The sequence below is a fragment of the Azospirillum sp. A26 genome, assembly GCF_042604635.1.
Classification (GTDB): Bacteria; Pseudomonadota; Alphaproteobacteria; order Azospirillales; family Azospirillaceae; genus Azospirillum; species Azospirillum palustre.
The window spans coordinates 806,294-826,407 of record NZ_CP170472.1 but is presented as its reverse complement, the minus strand read 5'-3'; the positions used below and the strand labels follow the sequence as shown (position 1 = coordinate 826,407).

23 protein-coding genes are annotated in these 20,114 nt (G+C 67.7%); 10 read left to right on the top strand and 13 right to left on the bottom strand.

Going from position 1 to position 20,114, the window contains the following annotated elements; all coding sequences use genetic code 11:
• Window positions 1-7: 7 nt before the first annotated feature.
• From ABNQ39_RS04420 to ABNQ39_RS04395, 6 genes are all read right to left on the bottom strand, one after another.
• The gene (locus ABNQ39_RS04420; RefSeq protein ID WP_376959194.1) at window positions 8-1,273 is read right to left on the bottom strand and encodes a molybdopterin molybdotransferase MoeA; all 1,266 of its coding nucleotides are present in this window, start codon (window positions 1,271-1,273) and stop codon (window positions 8-10) included.
• 70 nt (window positions 1,274-1,343) lie between these two features.
• On the bottom strand, window positions 1,344-2,015 hold the full coding sequence (locus ABNQ39_RS04415; RefSeq protein ID WP_376959193.1) for an HAD hydrolase-like protein: 672 nt from the start codon (window positions 2,013-2,015) through the stop codon (window positions 1,344-1,346).
• A gap of 31 nt (window positions 2,016-2,046) precedes the next feature.
• Window positions 2,047-2,547: a molybdopterin-guanine dinucleotide biosynthesis protein B gene (gene mobB, locus ABNQ39_RS04410; protein ID WP_109049931.1), complete on the bottom strand. Its 501-nt coding sequence runs from the start codon at window positions 2,545-2,547 to the stop codon at window positions 2,047-2,049.
• An 11-nt stretch (window positions 2,548-2,558) separates the two neighbouring features.
• Window positions 2,559-3,161, bottom strand: coding sequence for a CDP-diacylglycerol--glycerol-3-phosphate 3-phosphatidyltransferase (gene pgsA / locus ABNQ39_RS04405; protein ID WP_109049932.1), 603 nt, complete (start codon window positions 3,159-3,161; stop codon window positions 2,559-2,561).
• Between the two features lie 78 nt (window positions 3,162-3,239).
• Window positions 3,240-5,258 (bottom strand): excinuclease ABC subunit UvrC, encoded by a 2,019-nt coding sequence (uvrC, locus tag ABNQ39_RS04400; RefSeq protein ID WP_376959192.1) that lies wholly within the window; start codon window positions 5,256-5,258, stop codon window positions 3,240-3,242.
• A 405-nt stretch (window positions 5,259-5,663) separates the two neighbouring features.
• Window positions 5,664-6,434: an SDR family oxidoreductase gene (locus ABNQ39_RS04395; protein ID WP_376959191.1), complete on the bottom strand. Its 771-nt coding sequence runs from the start codon at window positions 6,432-6,434 to the stop codon at window positions 5,664-5,666.
• Window positions 6,435-6,531: 97 nt separating this feature from the next.
• Here ABNQ39_RS04395 and ABNQ39_RS04390 point away from each other — a divergent pair, with 97 nt between their 5' ends.
• From ABNQ39_RS04390 to ABNQ39_RS04380, 3 genes are all read left to right on the top strand, one after another.
• On the top strand, window positions 6,532-7,347 hold the full coding sequence (locus tag ABNQ39_RS04390) for a hypothetical protein (RefSeq protein WP_376959190.1): 816 nt from the start codon (window positions 6,532-6,534) through the stop codon (window positions 7,345-7,347).
• Between the two features lie 39 nt (window positions 7,348-7,386).
• Window positions 7,387-7,746: a hypothetical protein gene (locus ABNQ39_RS04385; RefSeq protein ID WP_376959189.1), complete on the top strand. Its 360-nt coding sequence runs from the start codon at window positions 7,387-7,389 to the stop codon at window positions 7,744-7,746.
• A gap of 219 nt (window positions 7,747-7,965) precedes the next feature.
• Window positions 7,966-8,133 carry an RSP_7527 family protein gene (locus ABNQ39_RS04380; RefSeq protein WP_376959187.1) on the top strand — a complete coding sequence of 56 codons (168 nt, stop codon included), beginning with the start codon at window positions 7,966-7,968 and terminating at the stop codon, window positions 8,131-8,133.
• Window positions 8,134-8,219: 86 nt separating this feature from the next.
• Here the strand turns inward: ABNQ39_RS04380 and ABNQ39_RS04375 are convergent, their stop codons facing one another.
• Window positions 8,220-8,600, bottom strand: a complete 381-nt coding sequence (locus tag ABNQ39_RS04375) for a DUF983 domain-containing protein (protein ID WP_376959186.1) — start codon at window positions 8,598-8,600, stop codon at window positions 8,220-8,222.
• A gap of 175 nt (window positions 8,601-8,775) precedes the next feature.
• Between ABNQ39_RS04375 and ABNQ39_RS04370 the strand changes: the two genes are divergently transcribed.
• From ABNQ39_RS04370 to ABNQ39_RS04360, 3 genes are read left to right on the top strand one after another with little or no spacing between them, the layout of a single operon-like run.
• Window positions 8,776-9,756 (top strand): ABC transporter substrate-binding protein, encoded by a 981-nt coding sequence (locus ABNQ39_RS04370; RefSeq protein ID WP_376959185.1) that lies wholly within the window; start codon window positions 8,776-8,778, stop codon window positions 9,754-9,756.
• A gap of 57 nt (window positions 9,757-9,813) precedes the next feature.
• Entirely contained in the window at window positions 9,814-10,710 is an 897-nt protein-coding gene (locus ABNQ39_RS04365; RefSeq protein ID WP_376959184.1) for an ABC transporter permease, read from the top strand.
• The gene (locus ABNQ39_RS04360) at window positions 10,707-11,504 is read left to right on the top strand and encodes an ABC transporter ATP-binding protein (RefSeq protein WP_376959183.1); all 798 of its coding nucleotides are present in this window, start codon (window positions 10,707-10,709) and stop codon (window positions 11,502-11,504) included. The genes ABNQ39_RS04365 and ABNQ39_RS04360 overlap by 4 nt, the downstream gene beginning before the upstream one ends.
• On the opposite strand, the gene ABNQ39_RS04355 is transcribed toward ABNQ39_RS04360, so the two are convergent.
• The 6 genes from ABNQ39_RS04355 to ABNQ39_RS04330 form a co-directional block, all read right to left on the bottom strand.
• Window positions 11,501-13,312: a monovalent cation:proton antiporter-2 (CPA2) family protein gene (locus ABNQ39_RS04355; protein ID WP_376959182.1), complete on the bottom strand. Its 1,812-nt coding sequence runs from the start codon at window positions 13,310-13,312 to the stop codon at window positions 11,501-11,503. The genes ABNQ39_RS04360 and ABNQ39_RS04355 overlap by 4 nt on opposite strands.
• A 102-nt stretch (window positions 13,313-13,414) precedes the next feature.
• A complete protein-coding gene (locus ABNQ39_RS04350; RefSeq protein WP_376959181.1) occupies window positions 13,415-14,257 on the bottom strand; it encodes an FTR1 family iron permease in 843 nt (280 codons plus the stop codon).
• Between the two features lie 41 nt (window positions 14,258-14,298).
• Window positions 14,299-14,646: a cupredoxin domain-containing protein gene (locus tag ABNQ39_RS04345; RefSeq protein WP_376959180.1), complete on the bottom strand. Its 348-nt coding sequence runs from the start codon at window positions 14,644-14,646 to the stop codon at window positions 14,299-14,301.
• Between the two features lie 193 nt (window positions 14,647-14,839).
• The gene (locus tag ABNQ39_RS04340) at window positions 14,840-15,253 is read right to left on the bottom strand and encodes a GFA family protein (RefSeq protein WP_376959179.1); all 414 of its coding nucleotides are present in this window, start codon (window positions 15,251-15,253) and stop codon (window positions 14,840-14,842) included.
• A complete protein-coding gene (locus tag ABNQ39_RS04335) occupies window positions 15,250-15,699 on the bottom strand; it encodes a GFA family protein (protein WP_376959178.1) in 450 nt (149 codons plus the stop codon). Before ABNQ39_RS04335 ends, ABNQ39_RS04340 begins: the two co-directional genes overlap by 4 nt.
• A 3-nt stretch (window positions 15,700-15,702) precedes the next feature.
• Window positions 15,703-15,954 (bottom strand): DUF1127 domain-containing protein, encoded by a 252-nt coding sequence (locus ABNQ39_RS04330; RefSeq protein WP_376959177.1) that lies wholly within the window; start codon window positions 15,952-15,954, stop codon window positions 15,703-15,705.
• Between the two features lie 173 nt (window positions 15,955-16,127).
• Here ABNQ39_RS04330 and ABNQ39_RS04325 point away from each other — a divergent pair, with 173 nt between their 5' ends.
• Genes ABNQ39_RS04325 through plsY form a run of 4 tightly spaced genes read left to right on the top strand, consistent with a single transcriptional unit; the run spans window position 16,128 to window position 19,946 of the window.
• On the top strand, window positions 16,128-17,015 hold the full coding sequence (locus ABNQ39_RS04325; protein ID WP_098739923.1) for a transcriptional regulator GcvA: 888 nt from the start codon (window positions 16,128-16,130) through the stop codon (window positions 17,013-17,015).
• A gap of 57 nt (window positions 17,016-17,072) precedes the next feature.
• Window positions 17,073-18,050 carry an aspartate carbamoyltransferase catalytic subunit gene (locus ABNQ39_RS04320; protein ID WP_376959176.1) on the top strand — a complete coding sequence of 326 codons (978 nt, stop codon included), beginning with the start codon at window positions 17,073-17,075 and terminating at the stop codon, window positions 18,048-18,050.
• Window positions 18,047-19,342: a dihydroorotase gene (locus ABNQ39_RS04315; RefSeq protein WP_376959175.1), complete on the top strand. Its 1,296-nt coding sequence runs from the start codon at window positions 18,047-18,049 to the stop codon at window positions 19,340-19,342. The genes ABNQ39_RS04320 and ABNQ39_RS04315 overlap by 4 nt, the downstream gene beginning before the upstream one ends.
• A 4-nt stretch (window positions 19,343-19,346) precedes the next feature.
• Window positions 19,347-19,946, top strand: coding sequence for a glycerol-3-phosphate 1-O-acyltransferase PlsY (gene plsY, locus ABNQ39_RS04310; RefSeq protein WP_376959174.1), 600 nt, complete (start codon window positions 19,347-19,349; stop codon window positions 19,944-19,946).
• Window positions 19,947-20,114 lie beyond the last annotated feature (168 nt).

Genomic DNA, 20,114 nt, shown 5'->3' with positions numbered 1-20,114 from the left:
GCGCCCTCTACAGGAATTCTTTGAAAGGCAGGAAATCGACGGTCATGCCGGGCTCGACCCGCGCCAGATCCTCGGGCAACTCGATCAAACCCTCGGACTCCACCAGCGACGACAGCACGCCGGCCCCGTCGCGCGGGTATTTGGTCGCCTCGAGCGCGCCATCGGCGCTCAACACCAGCGACCCGCGCAAAAACTCGCGCCGACCGGGCTTCTTCTTGTGAGCGAAGCCCGCGCGCACCGGGATCGGCCTCGGCGTCTCAGCGGATGCCCCCATCAGCGTCAGCAGGATCGGCCGGGCGATGCGCAGGAAGGTCACCACCACCGCGACCGGATTGCCGGGCAAGCCGACGAACACGGCGTCGCGCACCCGCCCCAGCGCCACCGGCCGTCCCGGCTTGATCGCCAGCCGCCAGAAATCGAGCCGTCCGTTCGCCTCGACCGCCGGCTTGACGTGATCCTCCTCACCGGTGGACATGCCGCCGGAGGTGATGAGCGCGTCATGGCCGGCCGCAGCCTCGGCCAGAGCATCGCGGATAGCCTCGAACCGGTCGGGCAGAATGCCAAGGTCGGTGACGGCGCAGCCCAGCCGGGTCAGCAGCGCGATCAGGGCAAAGCGGTTGGCGTCATAGACGGCGCCGGGTTCCAGCGCCTGCCCCGGCTGCCGCAGCTCGTCGCCGGTGGAGAACACCGCCACCCGCAGGCGGCAGCGCACGTCCAGCATCGCATGGCCGAGCGAGGCGGCGAGCGCGATGTCCTCCGGCCGCAGGCGGCGCCCGGCCGAAAGCACGACCGAGCCCTCGCGCACATCCTCTCCCGCCAGCCGGCGGTTCACGCCACGGCGGATGCCGGGCGGCAGGGTGACGGTTGCATCGCGTCCGGTCCCGGCGCTGCGGCAATCCTCCTGCATGAAGACGGTGTCCATGCCGGCGGGCATCGGCGCGCCGGTGAAGATCCGCACCGCCTCCCCCCGCGCCGCCGGCCGGCCGAGCCATTGCCCGGCCGCCACCCGCGCCGTCACCGGCAGAGTAATGGGGGCGTCAGGGTCGAGGTCGTCGAAGAACACGGCATAGCCGTCCACGGCTGCATTGTCGTGCGGCGGCACATTGAAGGGCGCCACCAGATCGGCAGCCAGAACCCGCCCCAGCGCATTGGACAGCGGCACGGCTTCGGTCGCCGTCACCGGCCCGACCCGTCCGGCCAGCAGCGCAAGCGCCGGCTCCAGCGCCATCATCGGTCCGCCGAAGGCGAAGCAGTCATTGTCGAGTTGCACCATGGCCGCCACTCTAGTCCGTTGCGGCGTCGGGTGCGAAGAGGGAAAAGGCGCGCTTTCCGGGACGTGGCATTCAGCCGCCAAACAGGCTGGGGATCTCCTCCACCCGGTTCAGCAGCCGGTCCGGTTGCCGCGCCGCCAGCGCATCGCCGCGCGTGTAGCCCCAGGTGACCGCGGCACAGGCCATGCCCACCGTTCGCGCCGCCTCGATGTCGCGCAGCTCATCCCCGATCGCGATGGACTGCGCCGCCGGAATGCCGGTCGTCCGCAGCATCCTGCGGAACTTCGCCGCCTTGCCGAACAGCGAGGCGCCGCAGCCGTAATGAGCAACCTGCCCCGCCGCCTCCGGCCCCAGGATGCGGCGGATGTTCTCGACGGAGTTGGAACTGACGACGGCGACCGTCACCCCCCGGTCGGTCAGCGCCCGCAACATGTCCGGCACGCCATCGAACAGCCCGATGCCGTCGATGTCGCTCGCCATCAGCCGGCGCATGTGGTTGGCGATGAAGGGAAGCTTCCAGCTTGGCACCCGCAGGTGCCGCATGATCTGCCGCGCGTCATAGCCGCGAAGCAGTTCGACCTCGTCGGCCTGGACACGATTGAAGCCATAGCGGTCGGCAACGCCGTTCAGAACGCCGACGAACCAGGGGAAGCTATCGGCCAGCGTCCCGTCGAAATCGAAAATGGCGATCCGATGACCACCGCGGCCGCGCGTCCGCCGGGTGGAAGAGGAAGCGCCGTCCATACTACCCGTCCGACCGCGTGAAGACTCAGTCTCACCCCAACCCACAGCGCGCAACGATGAAGGCCGCGACCGCATCCGCATCGTTGAGGTCAAGCACCGGAACCGGGCATCCCGGCACCGCACTGTCGCTTGCCACCGCGACGATGGTGGGGTCGTCCGGCGCGATCAGCGCCTTGTCCACATCGGCCCGCCAGACCTCGATCTTCTCGTGCCGGTCGCGCTTGAAGCCCTCGATCAACAGCAGATCGACCGGAGCGATCTTGCCAATCAGCTGGTCCAGCGTCAGCTCCGGTTCGGCGTCGCGCAGCTCGTGCATCAGCGCCCAGCGGCGCGGAGAGCTGACCAGAACCTCCGTGGCGCCGGCCATGCGGTGGTTGTGGCTGTCCTTGCCGGGATGGTCGATGTCGAAGCCCTTGTGCGCATGCTTGACCGTCGAGACCCGCAAGCCACGCGCCGTCAGCGCCGGAATCAGGCGCACCATCAGCGAGGTCTTGCCGCTGCCGCTCCAGCCGGTCAACCCGAAGATTTTCATGTCGGAAACTTTCAACCGGCGCTTCGGGCCGAACGGGCGGCACCGGGCTTCGCCGGCTGCTCCGCCATCATGTGGGTCAAGCCGGCGCGCATGTAATCCCACCCGGTGTAAAAGGTCAGCGCCGCGGCGATCCACAGGCCGACCGTACCGATGAAGGTCACCGGCAGTTCGGCGGGACCATAATCGCCGACGATCAGGAAGCCCAACGCGATCATCTGGATCGTCGTCTTCCATTTCGCCAGCCAGGTCACCGGCACGCCGACATGCAGGCCGGCCAGATACTCGCGCAGGCCCGACACCAGAACCTCGCGCAGCAGGATCACCACCGCCGGCAGGATCGACAGGCCGGTCAGCCGGTGGAAGCCCGCCAGCATGATCAGCGTCGCCGCCACCAGCAGCTTGTCGGCAATCGGGTCCAGGAACTTGCCGATCACGCTCTCCTGCGCCCAGGCGCGCGCCAGATAGCCGTCGAACCAGTCGGTGATGCAGGCGGCCGCATAGAGCGAGCAGGCGGTGTAGGCGGCCCACGCCTCCGGCACATAGAACAGCCCGACCACCACCGGGATCACCGCGATGCGCGACAGGGTCAGCAGGTTGGGCAGGCTGGTCAGCATGACGGAGAACTCGAACCGCTGGAGGATGTCGCCGCACGGCGCCCGTGAGAGAGCCGGCTGAATTCGTGTGCCTGCATTCTAACCATCGGGATGGAAGTGATCGTATATCTTTTTCGCAACGGTCCGATTGATCCCCTCCACCGCCTCCAGATCGGCGAGCCCGGCGCGCGCCACGGCCGCGCCGCTGCCGAAATGATGCAGCAGGGCTTTCTTGCGGGCAGGACCGATGCCGGCGATCTCGTCGATGGGCGATTTGCCGATGGCCTTGGTCCGCTTGGCCCGGTGGGTGCCGATGGCGAAGCGGTGCGCCTCGTCGCGCAACCGTTGCAGGAAATACAGCACCGGATCGCGCATCTCCATCTGGAAGGGCGGGCGGTTCTCCATGAAGAAATGCTCGCGCCCCGCATCGCGGTCCGGCCCCTTGGCGATGCCGACCAGCGTCACGTCGTCTATTCCCAGTTCCGCGAACACCTCAAGCGCGACGTTCAACTGGCCCAAGCCGCCGTCGATCAGCACCAGATCGGGCCAGCTTCCCAGGCTGCGTTCCGGATCCTCCTTTACCGCCCGGCCGAATCGGCGGGTCAGCACCTCGCGCATCATGGCGAAATCGTCGCCGGCCGCGCCCTCCGTGCGGATGTTGAACTTGCGGTAGGCGTTCTTGATGAAGCCGTCCGGACCGGCGACGATCATCCCGCCGATGGCGTGCGCCCCCTGGATGTGGGAGTTGTCATAGACCTCCACCCGCTCCGGCGCCGAATCCATCCCGAAAGCGGCGGCCACCCCTTCGAGCAGCCGCGCCTGGCTGGAGCTTTCGGCCAGCCGGCGCCCATGCGCCTCGCGCGCGTTGGTCAGCGCATGCTCGACGATCCGGCGCTTCTCGCCACGCTTGGGCTCCGCCAGCTCCACCTTGTGCCCGGCACGGACCGCCAGCGCCTCGCTCAGCAGCTCCAGTTCCGGCAGGGCGTGGCTGACCAGGACCAGCGGCGGCGCCGCCTTGTTCTCGTAGAACTGGGCGATGAAGGCGGCGAGAACCTCGTCGGTCTCCGCCGCCTTGTCGTGGCTGGGGAAGTAGGCGCGGTTGCCATAGTTGCGCCCGCCGCGGAAGAAGAAGACCTGGATGCAGGTTACCCCGCCCTCGGCATAGGCGGCGATGACGTCGGCATCCTCCACCACCCCCTCGACATTGATGTCCTGGTGGGCCTGGATCGCCGTCAGGGCGCGGATACGGTCGCGGTAGCGCGCCGCCGTCTCGAAATCCATCTGCTCGGAGGCGGCCATCATCCGGTCCGCGAACTCCGTCTGGATGTCGCGGCTCTTGCCCGCCAGGAAGGCGCGCGCCTGATTGACCTGTGCCTGATACTCCGCTGGGCTGACCCGGCCGACGCAGGGCGCCGTGCAGCGCTTGATCTGGAATTGCAGGCAGGGCCTGGTGCGGGCGGCGAACACCGTGTCGGCGCAGTTGCGCAGCAGGAAGGCGCGCTGCAGCGCCGTGATGGTGCGGTTCACCGCCCCGGCCGAGGCGAAGGGGCCGAAATAGTCGGCGTCGCGACCACGGGCGCCGCGGTGCTTGGTCAGCTGCGGATAGTCATGGTCCTTGGTGATCATGATGTGCGGAAACGTCTTGTCGTCCCGCAACAGCACGTTGTACCGCGGCATCAGCTTCTTGATCAGGTTCGATTCGAGAAGCAGCGCCTCCACCTCGGTGTGGGTGTTGACGAACTCCATTGTCTCGGTCTCCGCGACCATGCGCTGGAGCCTGACCGGCAGCTTTCCCACCTGGGTGTAGTTGGTCACCCGGCGCTTCAGGTTGCGCGCCTTGCCGACGTAAAGGACCGCCCCGTCGCCCGCCAGCATGCGATAGACGCCCGGCGTCTGCGGCAGGGTCTTCAGATGCTCCCGAATGATCTCGACACCCCGGTTGATGTCGGCCGGGCGCCGCTTCGGACGCGCGGATGCACCCTCCCCCACCGGCACTGCGTCGGTCGGAGCGGCCAGATCGGTCAAACCGTCTTCGGCCAAGCGATCTTCAGCGGAACCATCTGAGGCATCGTCGGCCGAGGGGGAATCCAGAGGGTCTGATGAATGCGTTTCGGACATGACCAGAATGTCGTCGAGCGGACGCCGTGGGTCAACTGTTGGGCACATACAGGTCGCATGTGGATCGACTCACCCCTCCGAAAGAATATCCACGAAACCTGTGGATAAGTTTGTCGATAACGGAGGGAGTAGCCCACCCGGAGCTAGGCGCCGCAAGGGATCGCATGCCTCTGCCTATTTTTTGGTCATTTTTGCTAAGCCATTGATTTCACTAGGTCAGGTTCAAGTCAAGGGCGGGAATTGACGCGCTGACACAAAATCGTCGCTGCGACGCAAGCGCCTCTTGCGCGGGGTGGGCCACCTGTGTAAAACGCGCGGTCCTTTTCCTCGCCCCCGCTTCCGTCATGCCTGTCGTCCGGCGTCAGGCGGGCGCGTCTTCCCATGTTTACGCGCTGTAACAGGTCGTCATTCGGTGGGCACGAAGCCATGCGCCGGCTGCGCCCATCCCAGATGCTCGCCACCGTCCAGCGCGATCATCTGTCCGGTCATCGCCGGGGCGGCGATCAGGAAGCGGATGGTGGCGCAGACCTCCGCCGGCGTGGTGCCGCGCCGCAGCGGGGTCGAGTCCCACTGTTCGGCGAACTCCTCGACCGTCTGGCGGTCGTTGCGCAGGGTTGGGCCGGGACCGATGCCGTTGACACGGATGCGCGGGGCCAGCGCCAACGCCATCGTCCGGGTCAGCGCCCACAGCCCCATCTTCGACAGGGTGTAGGAGACGAAATGCGGCGTGGGGTTCCAGACGCGCTGGTCGATGATGTTGACGATCAGCCCGCTCTCCCCCTCCGGCAACTGTAACGCGAAGTCCTGCGACAGCACGAAAGGCGCCCGCAGGTTCGCCTCCATATGCGCGTCCCACGATTCGCGGGTCACGTCGGCAACCTCGTCGCGTTCGAACCGGGACGCGTTGTTGACCAGCAGGGTCAGCGGACCGAGCTGCTCCGTCACCGCCGGCACCAGGGTCTTCACCTCCGCCTCGCGGTCCAGATCGGCGGAGAAGGCCGTGGCCCGCCCGCCCGCCCGCTCGATGTCCGCGACGACGGCATCGGCCTCCGCGCGGGAGCTTCGGTAATGGACGGCGACGTCCCACCCCTGCCCCGCCAGATCGAGCGCGATGGCCCGCCCGATGCGCTTGCCGGCCCCGGTGACGAGGGCCGCTTTCCTCTTGATCTCGACCATGGCGCCATAGGTACCTTGCCACCCTCGCGGGTCAAGGGGTGAGACGGCCAAAAAGCGAGGCGCCAGGAAGAGACCGACGGGAGGGAATTGGCCGGCGATGTTGCGCGAAGCCTTCGAATATCTGACCACCCCCTGCCCGCCGCTGGCCCGCAGGTTCGGCTATCTGTCGGAGATGGTGGCGCTGGGCGCCCGCCACCGGCGGCAAAGACGGGCGTGGGCGCCGCACGTCGCCGCCTGCCACCGCTTCGTCGAACAGGCGATGGAATGGGCGACACCGGGCGGACGGGCGCTGGTCGCCGGGTCCGGCCTGCTGATCGAAATTCCGCTGGAAAGGCTGACGGCCCGCTTCGACGAGGTGGTGCTGGTCGACATCCTGCACAGCCGAGCCGTCCGCCGCAGGGTCGCCGCCTTGCCCAACGTCCGGCTTATCGAGATGGACGTCAGCGGTGCCCTGGCCCCGCTTGCAGCGTCGCTCGATAGCCGCGGCCCGCTGCCAACCAGCTTCGTCGCGCCGCTTCCGGAGGGGAGCCCCTTCCGCTTCGCCCTCTCCTGCAATCTGCTGTCCCAGTTGCCCCTGCTGCCGCTGGAGGCGGTGGAGCGCCGCGCCCCGAAGATCCCGGCGGCGGACCGGATGGCCTTCGCGCTGCGCATGATCCACGGTCACCTGTGCTGGCTGACCGCCATCGCCGAACACGCGGCTCTGTTCACCGACATCGACGCCTCATGGATCCATGGCGGCACCGTGACCGAGGTTGAGGATTCGACCTGGGGCATTGCCCTTCCCGCCCCCGACATGTCCTGGCTGTGGGACATCGCCCCGGCACCGGAACAGGACCGGCGGCACGATCTGCGCCACAGCGTCGGCGGCTGGTTCGACTTGCGGTCGGTGACAAGTGCCTTTCCGCCCTGTTGAGGAACGCGAAACCTCAACACGGCATACAGGAGAGCACCCATGGCCACCAATGACCGCAATGACGGCCGCAAGATCGGCAACGCCACCGGCCCCAGTGACAATGGCAGCATCGACGAGCGCGACATCCCGCTGGATATTCGCGAGACACGCGATCATCTGGACGTGGACGAGGAGATCGAAGGCTTCCAGCGCATCATCGGCCCCGGCGCCGGTGGCCCCATCGACCAGCCCGATGAGGATTTCGGCATCCCCGGCAGCGAGGAGGCCGGCGGTCTCGGCACCGGCCCACTGCCGCCGCGCCAGCCCGACCGTCCGCAGGGGCTGACGGGCGAACGCGGCAACGACCGCATCGTCTCCGACCGCAACGTCGCGGTGGACGGCGCGCGCGACCGCGAATGACCGGACCGGCGAACTCTTGCCCGCAGTCAGCGGCAAACCGCGTCCTGCGGCAATAGTTCGCACCTCCGTTGATTGACGAAGCTGATACGGAAAACGTCGGTCGGCGTTGCACGGACCGCGCTTCATGGGACAGCGGCTCTGCCCTATCTTGAACTCCACAAAGCAAACAATGCCAAAGGGAGTGGACGTCTCTCACCTTACGTGGAGATTCCCAGAGCCATGACCATGTCTATCAACGAAGTCCGCGATCCCCGCAGCCACGACGAAATCATGCTGGCCGCCCGCCAGATGCGCGCCGAGTACCTGCGCGAGCTGTTCGGCCGGCTGCGCGCCAGCCTGTCCGGCGCCCGCACCGGCCATGGCAGCGCCCTGCCGAGCGCGCGCTGACGGCAAGCAGAGTTCACGATGTAATGAGACGCGGCACCGTGCCTTACTGCACGGTGCCGTTTTCCGTTTCAGCGTCAGCCGAAGCTTCAGCCGCGCTCCGACCCCGGCGCACCGGTGCTCCACAGCAGCCCCAGCACCAGACCCTTGCAGCGTGGCAGCAGAAGCAGCGTCAGCAGCAGGGTCAGCGACGGCCAGATCGTCAGATGCACCCAGGTCGGCGGCTCGTAGGTCTGCTCAACCGACAGCAGGGCGGGAATGACGATGTGGCCGACGATCAGGATTGTCATCCATGGCGGCGCGTCGTCGGCACGCAGGTGGCCATAGGCCTCGCCGCAGGCCGAACACTGGTCAACCGGCTTGAGGAAGTTCCGCAGCAGCCGGCCGCGCCCGCAATTGGGGCAGCTGCCGATCAGGCCGCGGAAGGAGGCGAGAAACTTCGACGGCGCCGTTCCGGTCCCTGCGATCATGGCCACTCCTTCCGTGTTGCCCACAATATAGGCTCTTCTCAAGCAAACCGCACTCCCGATTGCGGGCAGGGCCGGCATGCCGCCATATCCTGGCCCGGACGCCCCTGCTGCCGAGTTGACGGCGGCGCCCGCGCGGTCTAGGGGAAGACCTTTCCGTTGCGGAGATTTCCAAGCCATGTCCTTCACCCGCCTGTTGTGCGCCGCGGCGGCACTCGCCGCCTTCGTCGGTCCGATTGCCGCGCCGGTTCCGGCCATGGCGCAGAGCAAGACCGTCGCCATCACCGCCATCGTCCAGCACCCGGCGCTCGACGCCACCCGCGACGGCATCGTGGAGGCGCTGAAGGACGCCGGCTTCGTCCAGGGCCAGACGCTTAAGGTCGAGTACCAGAGCGCGCAGGGCAATCCGGCCACCGCAGCCCAGATCGCCCGCCAGTTCGCCGGTTCCCGTCCAGACGTGATCGTGCCGATCTCCACCCCCTCGGCCCAGGCGGTGGCGGCGGCGACCCGCGACATCCCGGTTGTCTTCACCGCGGTGACCGATCCGATCTCGGCCCAGATGGTCAAGTCGATGGACAAGCCCGGCGCCAACATCACCGGCCTGTCCGACATGGCCCCGGTGGGCGAGCATGTGGCGCTGATCCGCGAGATCCTGCCGCAGGTCAAGCGCATCGGCGTGCTCTACAACCCCGGTGAGCCCAACTCCATCGTGCTGGTCAAGGCGCTGAAGGACGAGGCGGCCAAGGTGAGGCTGAGCGTCGTCGAGGCCTCCGTGCCGAAGTCGTCCGATGCCCAGCCGGCGGTGCGCAGCCTCGTCGGCAAGGCCGATGCCGTCTACATCCCGCTCGACAACACCGTCGTCTCGGCTCTGGAAAGCGTGATCGCGGTCGGCCAGCAGGCAAAGCTGCCGATCTTCTCCGCCGACACCGACAGCGTCGCCCGCGGCACGGTCGCCTCGGTCGGCTTCGACTACTTCCAGGTCGGCAAGCAGACCGGCGCCATCGTCGCCCGCGTCCTGAAGGGCGAGAAGCCGGGCGACATCCCGGTGGCGCTCGCCAAGGGCACCGACCTGTTCGTCAATCCCAAGTCCGCCGCCGCCATGGGCGTCACGCTGCCCGACGCGGTGGTGAAGCGCGCGACGAAAATTGTCGGGCAGTAAGCGATCGTCAGGGGGGAGCGGAGCGCTCCCCCGCAAAGCCCTTTCAAAAGCACCGCAATGACTGAAATCGCCCTCTTCGGCGCCATCGAGATCGGCCTCGTCTATGCGCTGGTCGCCATCGGCGTCTATCTGTCCTTCCGCATCCTGGACTTCCCCGACCTGACGGTGGACGGAAGCTTTCCGCTGGGGGCGGCCGTCTGTGCGGTGCTGCTGATCGCCGGGGCCAACCCGTGGCTCGCCAGCCTCGCGGCGGCACTTGCCGGCGCGGCGGCCGGGCTGGTCACGGCGACGCTGAACGTCCGCTTCAAGATCCTGCATCTGCTCGCCAGCATCCTGACGATGATCGCGCTATTCTCGGTCAACCTGCGGGTCATGGGCCGGCCGAACGTCGCGCTGCTGATGCAGGACACCGTGCTGACGCCCTTCTATGGGCTGGGGATTCCCGACCACATCGTCCGTCCGCTGGTGGTCGGCGTCATCGTCGCGGCGGTCGTGCTGCTGCTCGCCCGCTTCCTGGGCAGCGAGTTCGGGCTGGCGATGCGGGCGACCGGCGTGAATGCGCGGATGGCGCGGGCGCAGGGGGTCGACACCGACGCCCATGTCTATGCCGGCATCGCCCTGTCGAACGCGCTGACCGGTCTGGCCGGCGCCCTGTTCGCCCAGACCAACGGCTTCGCCGACGTCACCACCGGCATTGGCACCATCGTCGTCGGGCTGGCTGCGGTGATCGTCGGCGAGACGGTGCTGCCCGCCCGCGCGCTGGCCCTGGCGCTGATCGGCTGCGTCGCCGGCTCGATCCTCTATCGTCTCGCGGTCCAGTTGGCGCTGTCGGCCGACGCCATCGGGTTGCAGGCCTCCGACCTCAATCTGGTGACCGCGGTGCTGGTCGCCGTCGCCCTGATCCTGCCGCGCCTGAAGGCGAAGGCCAGCCGCAGCACGAGAGCCGCCCGATGATCGTCGTCGAAGACATCCACGTCACCTTTGGGCGCGGCACGCCGCTGGAAAAGCATGCGCTGCGCGGCGTCGACCTGACCATTCCCGAAGGCGAGTTCGTCACCGTCATCGGCTCCAACGGTGCCGGCAAGTCGACCTTCCTCGGCTCGCTGGCCGGCGACGTGCTGGCGGAGCAGGGCCGCATCTCCATCGACGGCACCGACGTCACCCGCTGGGACACGCCGCGCCGTGCCGGTCTGGTCGCCCGCGTCTTCCAGGACCCGATGGCCGGCAGCTGCGCCACCTTGACCATCGAAGAGAACATGGCGCTCGCCGCCGCCCGCGGGCGCCGCCGCGGTCTGGCGCCGGCACTGGGCGGCGACCGCCGCAAGGGCTTCCGCGATCGCATCGCGGCGCTGGGGCTGGGGTTGGAGAACCGGCTGCACGACCGCATGGGCCTGCTGTCCGGCGGCCAGCGTCAGGCGGTCAGCCTGCTGATGGCGACGCTCGCCGGCTCCAAGATTCTGCTGCTGGACGAGCACACCGCGGCACTCGATCCCGCCACCGCCGACTTCGTGCTGGATCTGACCCGCCGTATCGTCCGCGACAACCGCCTGACCACGCTGATGGTCACCCATTCGATGCGGCAGGCGCTCGACTATGGCGACCGCACGCTGATGCTGCACGAGGGCCGCGTCGTGCTGGACGTGGCGGGGGAGGAGCGCGCCGGGCTCGACGTGCCGCACCTGCTCGCGCTGTTCGCCAGACAGCGCGGCGGGGCGGAGATCAGCGACGACAGCCTGCTGATCGGTTAGGCATTGGCGGTTCTCGGTTCCGCCTCTCCCTGCACGGCATCCTCGCGGTCTGCCTCGAACAGCGACTGAAGCTCGGCGGCGGCGTCGCGGGAGGTCTGGATCAGCTTGGTCTCGTCATTGTGGACGGCATGCTGGCGGATCAGGGTGCGCTCGTCATGGGCACGGAAGGTATCGAGCGTCCGCACGACCTCGCCCTCCGCCATGCCCATCTGGCGCAGCACGTCGCCGGTCAGCCGGATGCTGCTGTCGAAGGTCTCGCGCACGATGTGGGTGACGCCGCGGTCCATCAGATGGTGGACATGGCGGCGGTTGCGGGCGCGGGCGAAGATGGTCAGGTTGGGGAAATGGCGCGTCGCCATCTCCACCACCCGCAGCGACTGTTCCATGTCGTCCAGCGCCACCACCAGCACACTGGCCTTCTCCGCCCCGGCGGCGCGCAGAAGCTCGACGCGCGTCGGGTCGCCGTAATAGGCCTTGCTGCCGAACTTGCGGACGAAGTCGACCTGCGCCGCACTGCTCTCCAGCGCGGTGAAGGCTATGCCGCGCATGCGCAGCACGCGGCCGACCACCTGCCCGACCCGGCCGAAGCCGCAGATGATGACCGGCGGGTTCTCGTCGGGCGGGGTGTCGAACGGCCGCTTGGGCTTGCCCGCCATCAGGCGCGGTGCGAACCAGCGTTCCTCCGCCGCGAACAGGAAGGGGGTCGCCAGCATCGACAGGGTGACCACCAGCATGGCGGCCGACGCCTGTTCCCCCGCCATCGCACCGCCGCCGACCGCCAGCCCGAACAGGACGAAGCCGAACTCGCCGCCCTGGCTCAGCACCGTCGCCATCCGCCCCGCCCCGGCCCAGGGCACCCCGGCAATGCGGGCCAGAACCAGCAGCACAGCCCCCTTCACCACCAGCAGCGCCACGGCAAGACCGAGGAAGCGGATCGGGTGCGCCATCAGCGTCGGCACATCCGCCCCCATCCCGACCGAAACGAAGAACAGGCCGAGCAGCAGCCCCTCGAACGGCTCGATGTCCGCCTGCACCTCGTGCCGGTATTCCGAATCCGACAGCAGGACGCCGGCCATGAAGGCGCCCAGCGACATCGACAGGCCGGCCTCCTGGATCAGCACGGCGGTGCCGATGACGATCAACAGGGCGGTGGCGGTGAAGATCTCCGGCGCACCGGCACGGTCGACGGCATGGAAGATCGGCCGCAGCAGATAGCGTCCGCCGATCAGCACCAGCGCCACCGCGACCACCGCCTTGGCGACGGCCATCCAGGCGCCGTCGGCATGCGGTACGGAGCCGCTACCGAGCAGCGGCAGCAGCGCCACCGCCGGGATGATGGCAAGGTCCTGGAACAGCAGGATGGAAAAGGCGTTGCGCCCGGATTGGTTGGCGAGCAGACCGCGCTCCGCCATCATCGGCAGAGCCATGGCGGTCGAGGACAGGGCGAAACCGAAGCCCAGCACCACCGCGGTCGGCCAGGGGAGCCCCAGCCCCCAGCCGCACAGCGCGGCGATCACCGCGCCGGTGACGGCGACCTGCGCACCGCCCAGCCCCAGCACCGATTTCCGCATGACCCACAGGCGGGCGGGCCGCAACTCCAGCCCGATCAGGAACAGCAGCATGACGACGCCGAGTTCCGAGGCGTGGGCAATCGCCCCCACATTGGTCACCAGCCCAAGGCCCGCAGGCCCAACCGCCAGTCCGGCGGCGAGATAACCCAGCGGCGCGCCGAACCCGAACCTTTTCGCCACCGGCACGGCGACCACCATCGCCGCCAGCAGCACAACCAACGTCACAAGCTCCGCCATATTCCCCGCCGCTCGACTGTCGCAGCGGCACTATGACGCGATTTCAACGGGCAAGGCCAGACGCTTGACCGTCGGCCCGGCCCTACACCGTCATGCTATTGATCATTCCGCTGCGGACGCAACCCGCGACCGGTTCGACGGTGAATTGCCGGCCGCCCAGCGGGTCAGCAGCAGGATGCCGACGACCACGCCGACATAGGCTATCAGCTGCGCCTCGGTCGGACGGTCGGTGTAGCCGACCAGAACATGCAGCGCCTGCCCGATAAGGCTGTTGTCGCGCAGAATGCCCGAACTGTCCCACAGCACGGTTCCGCCAGCATTCAGCATGCCGCCCTGCGCCAGGAAATTGACCGCCGTTGCGGCCATGCCGGCGGCCAGCAGCGTCAGCAGCCACGTGGTGGTGGCGAACAGGTGCCGCGTCGGGATCTGCACCAGGCCGGCATAGAGCAGGACCGAGACCAGCCCACCGAGCGCCACGCCCCCCAGCCCGCCGGCGGCCACGGTGGCGATGCCGCCCTCTTCCGAAGCCAGGATGCCGGTCAGAAACAGCACGATCTCCGACCCTTCGCGCAAGACGGCGACGCCGATGACGATCGCCAGCGCCGCCAGAGACTTCTCTCCACTGCGAACCGCATGGCCGACCGCCTTCATGTCGCGCGCCAGTTCGCGGCCATGCTGCGCCATCCAGGCATTGTGCCAAGCCAGCATGACGACGGCGATCAGCAGGACCGTGGCATTGAACAGCTCCTGCCCGGTGTCGGCGAACAGCGAGCTGATGCCGTCGGCGAAGGCCGCGACGATGCAGGACCCGACGATGCCGCCGACGATGCCGAGGGCGATCCACCGGCCGCGTCCGGCCACCCCCTGGGTGGCGGCCAGCACGATGCCGACGATGAGGCCCGCTTCGAGGACCTCGCGAAAGACGATGATCAGACTGGCGAGCATGGTCGTCTCCGGTACGGGGCGGTCTCTGGCTTAAGACTGCGTCACTCGGCGATCACGGCGCCCTGCGCCGTCGCCTCGTGGAACTCGCCGAAGAAGGGATAGCGCCCCGGCTTCAGCGGACCGACCATGACCTTGATCTGCTTGCGGCCGCCGACGATCTTCTCGACCTTCATCTCGCCGCTTTCGAACTCTTCCGACGTGGCGTCCTGGTTGTCGACCAGCAGGGTTACCCGCTTGTTGGCAGGCACCTTGACCTCGGCCGGTTCGAACTTGTGGTCCTTGATGACGATGGTGATCGCATCGTCGGCCCAGACCGGAGCGGCGTTCAGAAAAGCTGCGCCGGACATGGCGATGGCGCAGGCAGCAGACAGCAGGGAAACACGGCGCATTCGCGGAAAACCTCAGGGGCTGGTGGGCCTTTTGCTTCTGAAAATCATTCTCACCCCAGCCACTCAGGGTCAAATGAAAAGGCACCCCCAGGCTCCGCAACGCACCTGCGACGGAAACGCGCACCCGGCAGGAATGCGGCCGTCCACAAACAACTGTCGTCACCAACTTTCCGAGGTTGAAATCCCAGCACGTCTATTCCGGTTCCGACGACCCGGGAAACTGCTCCAGCCCGTCGGTGATCTCGTAGTAATCGGCCCTGCCGGCGACATAGCCATGGCGGAGCGTTGTCAGGCCGGTCGGCTGATCCAGGCTGCCGGCGGCGATCTCGATCTCGCTTTTGCCGTCGCCCTTCCAGAACAGCGACGATCCGCAGCGGCCGCAGAAGCCGCGCTCCGCGATGTCGGAGGAGCGATACCAGGACAGGGTCTCGTCGGCATCGAAGGTGACGGTGTCGCGCGGCACGGTGATGTAGGCGCCGATATGACCGTGGAAGCGGCGGCACTGGCCGCAATGGCAGGTCACCACCCCGTCCGGCCGCTCGGCCAGCAGGAAACGCACGCCGCCGCACAGGCAGCCCCCGGAAAGTGCCCTGCCCTGTTCGCTCATTCCACCGTCTCTCCCGTGCTGGCCCGGCGTTCGACGCCGTCGTCGCCGATGTCGTAATAGGCGCCCTTGTGGTCGACGAAGATGTGGCGCTCGACCCGGAGCGCCGACGCATCGTCCAGGCTGCCGGCGGTCACGGTGATGCGCGGCCCGCCCTCGGCACCGCCCTGGTCGAGCGCCTCCCAGAACAGCCCGGCACCGCAACGCGCACAGAAGCCACGCCGCGCCCGGTCGGAAGAGGCATACCATGTCAGCGTGGCGTCGTTCAGCAGACGCAACGCCGCACGCGGCAGGCCGGTGTAGGCGCCGACATGGCTATGCTGGCGCCTGCATTGGGAACAGTGGCAGAAGGAGATCGGCTCCGGACGCGTGTCGATGGCATAGCGCACGCCGCCGCACAGGCAACCGCCGGTCCAGACCTGCTCTCCCTCTGCCGTCGCTTCGGTCATCGCTCACCCCCGCCAGAACGGCTTTTCGGCCTCATAGTCGGCGTCGGCACGGGAAATGCCGATGTCCGACAGCAGGTGATCGGGCAAGGCCTCCAGCGCCCGGCGCTGCCGGCGACGCTCGTTCCATGTGGCGAGACGATCGAACAGCGACACCACGCGCTCGCCCAAACCCGGATTGGCCTGAACCGGTTTGCGGACGAACAGCTCTGCGGCGGAAAACTGCGACTGCGTTCCCTTTGCCATGCCCTTTGCCATGATCCCATTTCCTTCGCTGGATGGGGAGCGGGGCCTCGGCCTCGCCGCTCCGTTCAGTGTGATCGCTTGTGAAACTGAGAATGGGGCACGGGAGGCTTGCCGACAAACGACGCTTTCTCATAGAATCGATTAGCTTTGCTAATCCGAATCCACCTCCGGTCCAGAACCGCCCCATGTCCCGCCGCCTGCCTCCGCTGAACGCGCTGCGCGCCTTCGAAGCCGCCGCCCGCCATCTTTCCTTCACAAAAGCCGCCGAGGAACTGCATGTGACGCAGGCCGCCGTCAGCCATCAGATCAAGGCGCTGGAGGAGTGGCTCGGATTACCGCTGTTTCGCCGAATGAACCGGGCGCTGGCGCTGACCGAGGCCGGGCAGAGCTACCTGCCGCCGGTGCGCGAGGCGATGGACACGCTGTCCCAGGCGACCGACCGGCTGATCCGCGCCGACAGCAGCGGCACGCTCACCATCTCCACCATGCCCAGCTTCGCGTCCAAATGGCTGGTGCCGCGGCTGGTCCGTTTCCAAAAGCGTCATCCCGATATGGACGTGCGGGTCCACAGCACGGCGCAGGTGGTCGATTTCGCCCGTCACGACGTCGATCTGGCGATCCGCTTCGGCAATGGGCTGTGGCCGGATCTGCGGGTGGAGCGGCTGCTGACCGAGGACATCTTCCCGGTCGGCCATCCGTCTCTGCTGTCCGGCAAGCGGCCGCTGGTTAATCCGGAGGATCTGCGGCACCACACGCTGCTGCACGACGACTACAACATTTCCTGGGCGGTGTGGTGCCGGGTGGCGGGAATCGAGGGGGTGGACACCGAACGCGGCCTGCGGTTCGACGATTCGTCCTTCACCCTCCAGGCGGCGATCAACGGCCATGGCATAGCACTCGCCCGCGGCGTGCTGGTGGCCGACGACATCGCCGCCGGGCGGCTGGTCCGCCTGTTCGATGTGCGGTTGCCGGGAAGCCTCGCCTATTACGTCGTGGCACCGCAGCATTACTTTTCCCGACCCAAGGTGAAGGCCTTCTACGACTGGTTGTTCGAAGAGGCGGGAGCGGTGTGAAACCCTTCGCATGGAGCGGCTTGCGGGCGTAACGGACCGCTCCTATAGTCCGCGGCCATGAGCGCGAACCCGCCCCCCGACACGGTCTTCCCGCACCGCCACCTTCTCGGAATCGAGGGGCTGCGGGCCGGCGAGATCACCCAGATTCTTGACCTCGCCGATGGCTACGTCGAGCAGAACCGCCGCCCCGTGAAGAAGTCCAACCTGTTGGACGGCCGCACGCAGGTGAACCTGTTCTTCGAGAACTCCACCCGCACCCGCACCAGCTTCGAGCTGGCCGGCAAGCGGCTGGGGGCCGACGTCATCAACATGTCGACCGACAGCAGCTCGGTGAAGAAGGGCGAGACCCTGATCGACACGGCGATGACGCTGAACGCCATGCACCTCGACGCGCTGGTGGTGCGCCACGCCGATTCAGGTGCCGTCAAGCTGCTGGCCGACAAGGTCAACTGCTCCGTCATCAACGCTGGCGACGGCCACCACGAACACCCGACCCAGGCTCTGCTCGACGCGCTGGCGATCCGCCGCCGCCTCGGCCGGCTGGACGGGCTGATCGTGGCGATCTGCGGCGACATCCTGCACAGCCGCGTCGCGCGCTCCAACATCCACCTGCTGAACGCCATGGGCGCCCGGGTGCGCTGCGTGGCGCCGCCGACCCTGCTGCCGTCGCAGATCGAACGGCTGGGTGTCGAGGTCCATCATTCGATGAAGGCCGGACTGCGCGACGCCGACGTGGTGATGATGCTCCGCCTGCAGACCGAGCGGATGAGCGGCCAGTATGTCCCCTCCACCCGGGAATACTTCTACTTCTACGGCCTCGATTACGAGAAGCTGGAGGTGGCGAAGCCCGACGCGGTCATCATGCACCCCGGTCCGATGAACCGCGGCGTGGAGATCGATTCGGAGGTCGCGGACGATCTCAAGCGCTCGATGATCCTCGATCAGGTGGAGCTGGGTGTGGCCGTCCGCATGGCCGTGCTCGACTTGCTGACCCGCGAACGCCGCCAGTCCGACCTTGCGGGAGCCGTCCGATGAGCAGCCGTACCGTCTACCGCAACGCCCGCCTGCTCGACCCGGCGACGGGCCTCGACCAGCGCGGCGACCTGCTGATCGATGGCGAGACCATCGCCGATTTCGGCCCCGGCCTGTTCAACGACTCCACGCCCGAGGGTGCGGAGGTCATTGACCTCGCCGGCCAGTGCCTCGCTCCCGGCCTCGTCGACATGCGGGTGCTGATCGGCGAACCGGGTGAGGAAGAAAAGGACACGATCAAGAGCGCGTCGCGCGCCGCGGCGGCCGGCGGCATCACCGCCATGGCGCTGCTGCCCAACACCGACCCGGTGCTGGACGAGGTCGCCGGTCTGGAGTTCATCGCGCGGCGTGCCCGCGAGGTGAAGCTGGTCAAGGTCTTCGCCTACGGCTCCGCCACCCGCGGCACCGAAGGCAACGAGATCACCGAGATGGGCCTGCTCGGGCAGGCCGGTGCGGTCGCCTTCACCGACGGCATCAAGGCCATCGTCAGCGCCAAGACCATGCGCCGGGCTCTCAGCTACGCCAAGACCTTCGGCAAGCTGATCGTCCAACACCCCGAAGAGCCCTCGCTGGCGTCGGGCGGCATGATGAACTCCGGCGAGATCGCCACCCGCCTCGGCCTCGTCGGCATCCCGCGCGAGGCCGAGATCATCATGATCGAGCGCGACCTGCGGCTGGCCGAGCTGACCGGCGGGCGCCTGCACTTCGCCCACGTCACCACCGGCGAATCCGTCGACCTGATCCGCTGCGCCAAGGCGCGCGGGCTGAAGGTGACCTGCGACACCGCACCGCACTATTTCGCCCTGACCGAGACCGACGTCGGCGATTACCGCACCTATGCCAAGGTGTCACCGCCGCTGCGTGGCGAGATGGACCGCCGCGCCATCGTCGAGGGGCTGGCCGACGGCACCATCGACGCCATCGCATCCGACCATGTGCCGCAGGACCAGGACCAGAAGCGCCTGCCCTTCGCCCAGGCCGCCCCCGGCGTCATCGGGCTGGAGACCCTGTTCCCGCTGACGCTGGAACTGGTGCACAAGGGCAGGATGCCGCTGCTGAGGGCGCTGGCCTGCGTCACCGCCAACCCGGCGGCCATCCTCGACCTGCCGCTCGGCCGCCTCGTCAAGGGCGGGCCGGCCGATCTGGTCGTCTTCGATGCCGATGTGCCGTGGCAGATCGACGTCAGCCGCTTCAAGTCGAAGTCGAAGAACTCGCCCTTCGAGAACCGTCCGGTCCAGGGACGGCCGCTGCGCACCATCGTCGACGGCCGTACCGTCTGGCAGGCGGAGGGCTGATCCGGTGCTGATCCTCGTGCTTGCCGCCCTGCTGGGCTACCTGCTGGGCTCGATCCCCTTCGGGCTGGTGCTGACCCGGATGGCCGGTCTGGGCGACATCCGCCAGATCGGCTCCGGCAACATCGGCGCCACCAACGTGCTGCGCACCGGCAACAAGCCGCTGGCGCTGGCGACCCTGTTGCTCGACAGCGGCAAGGGCGCCATCGCGGCTCTGCTGGCCATGTGGTGGGCCGGGCCGGAAGCGGCGGTTCTGGCCGCCGGCGGCGCCATGCTGGGCCACAGCTTCCCGGTCTGGCTGGGCTTCAAGGGCGGCAAGGGCGTGGCGACCGCCATCGGCGTCCTGCTGGCGATCTCCTGGCCGGTCGGGCTGCTGGCCTGCCTGACCTGGATCGTTATGGCGGCGCTGTTCCGCATCTCGTCGCTGTCGGCGCTGACGGCTCTCGGCCTCAGCCCGCTGACCGGCTGGTATTTCGGCGGACCGCTGGTCGCCGGCCTCTGCCTGTTCATCGCCGTGCTGGTCTTCATCCGGCACGAGGCGAACATCCGGCGCCTGCTGAAAGGCGAGGAGCCGAAGATCGGCGCCGGCAAGAAGAAGGCGGCCTGACCGGCAGCCAGACAGATTGGTGACACCAAGGGCGGGGAGGAAACTCCCCGCCCTTTTCGTTCGCAGCGCCTTGATTCCGTTACCGTTGCCCTCTCCCACCCTATCCGATTTCGCCCACCCGGACGCAGACAACCGATGCGGCCATGCGCTATGCTGCACGGCAATCCG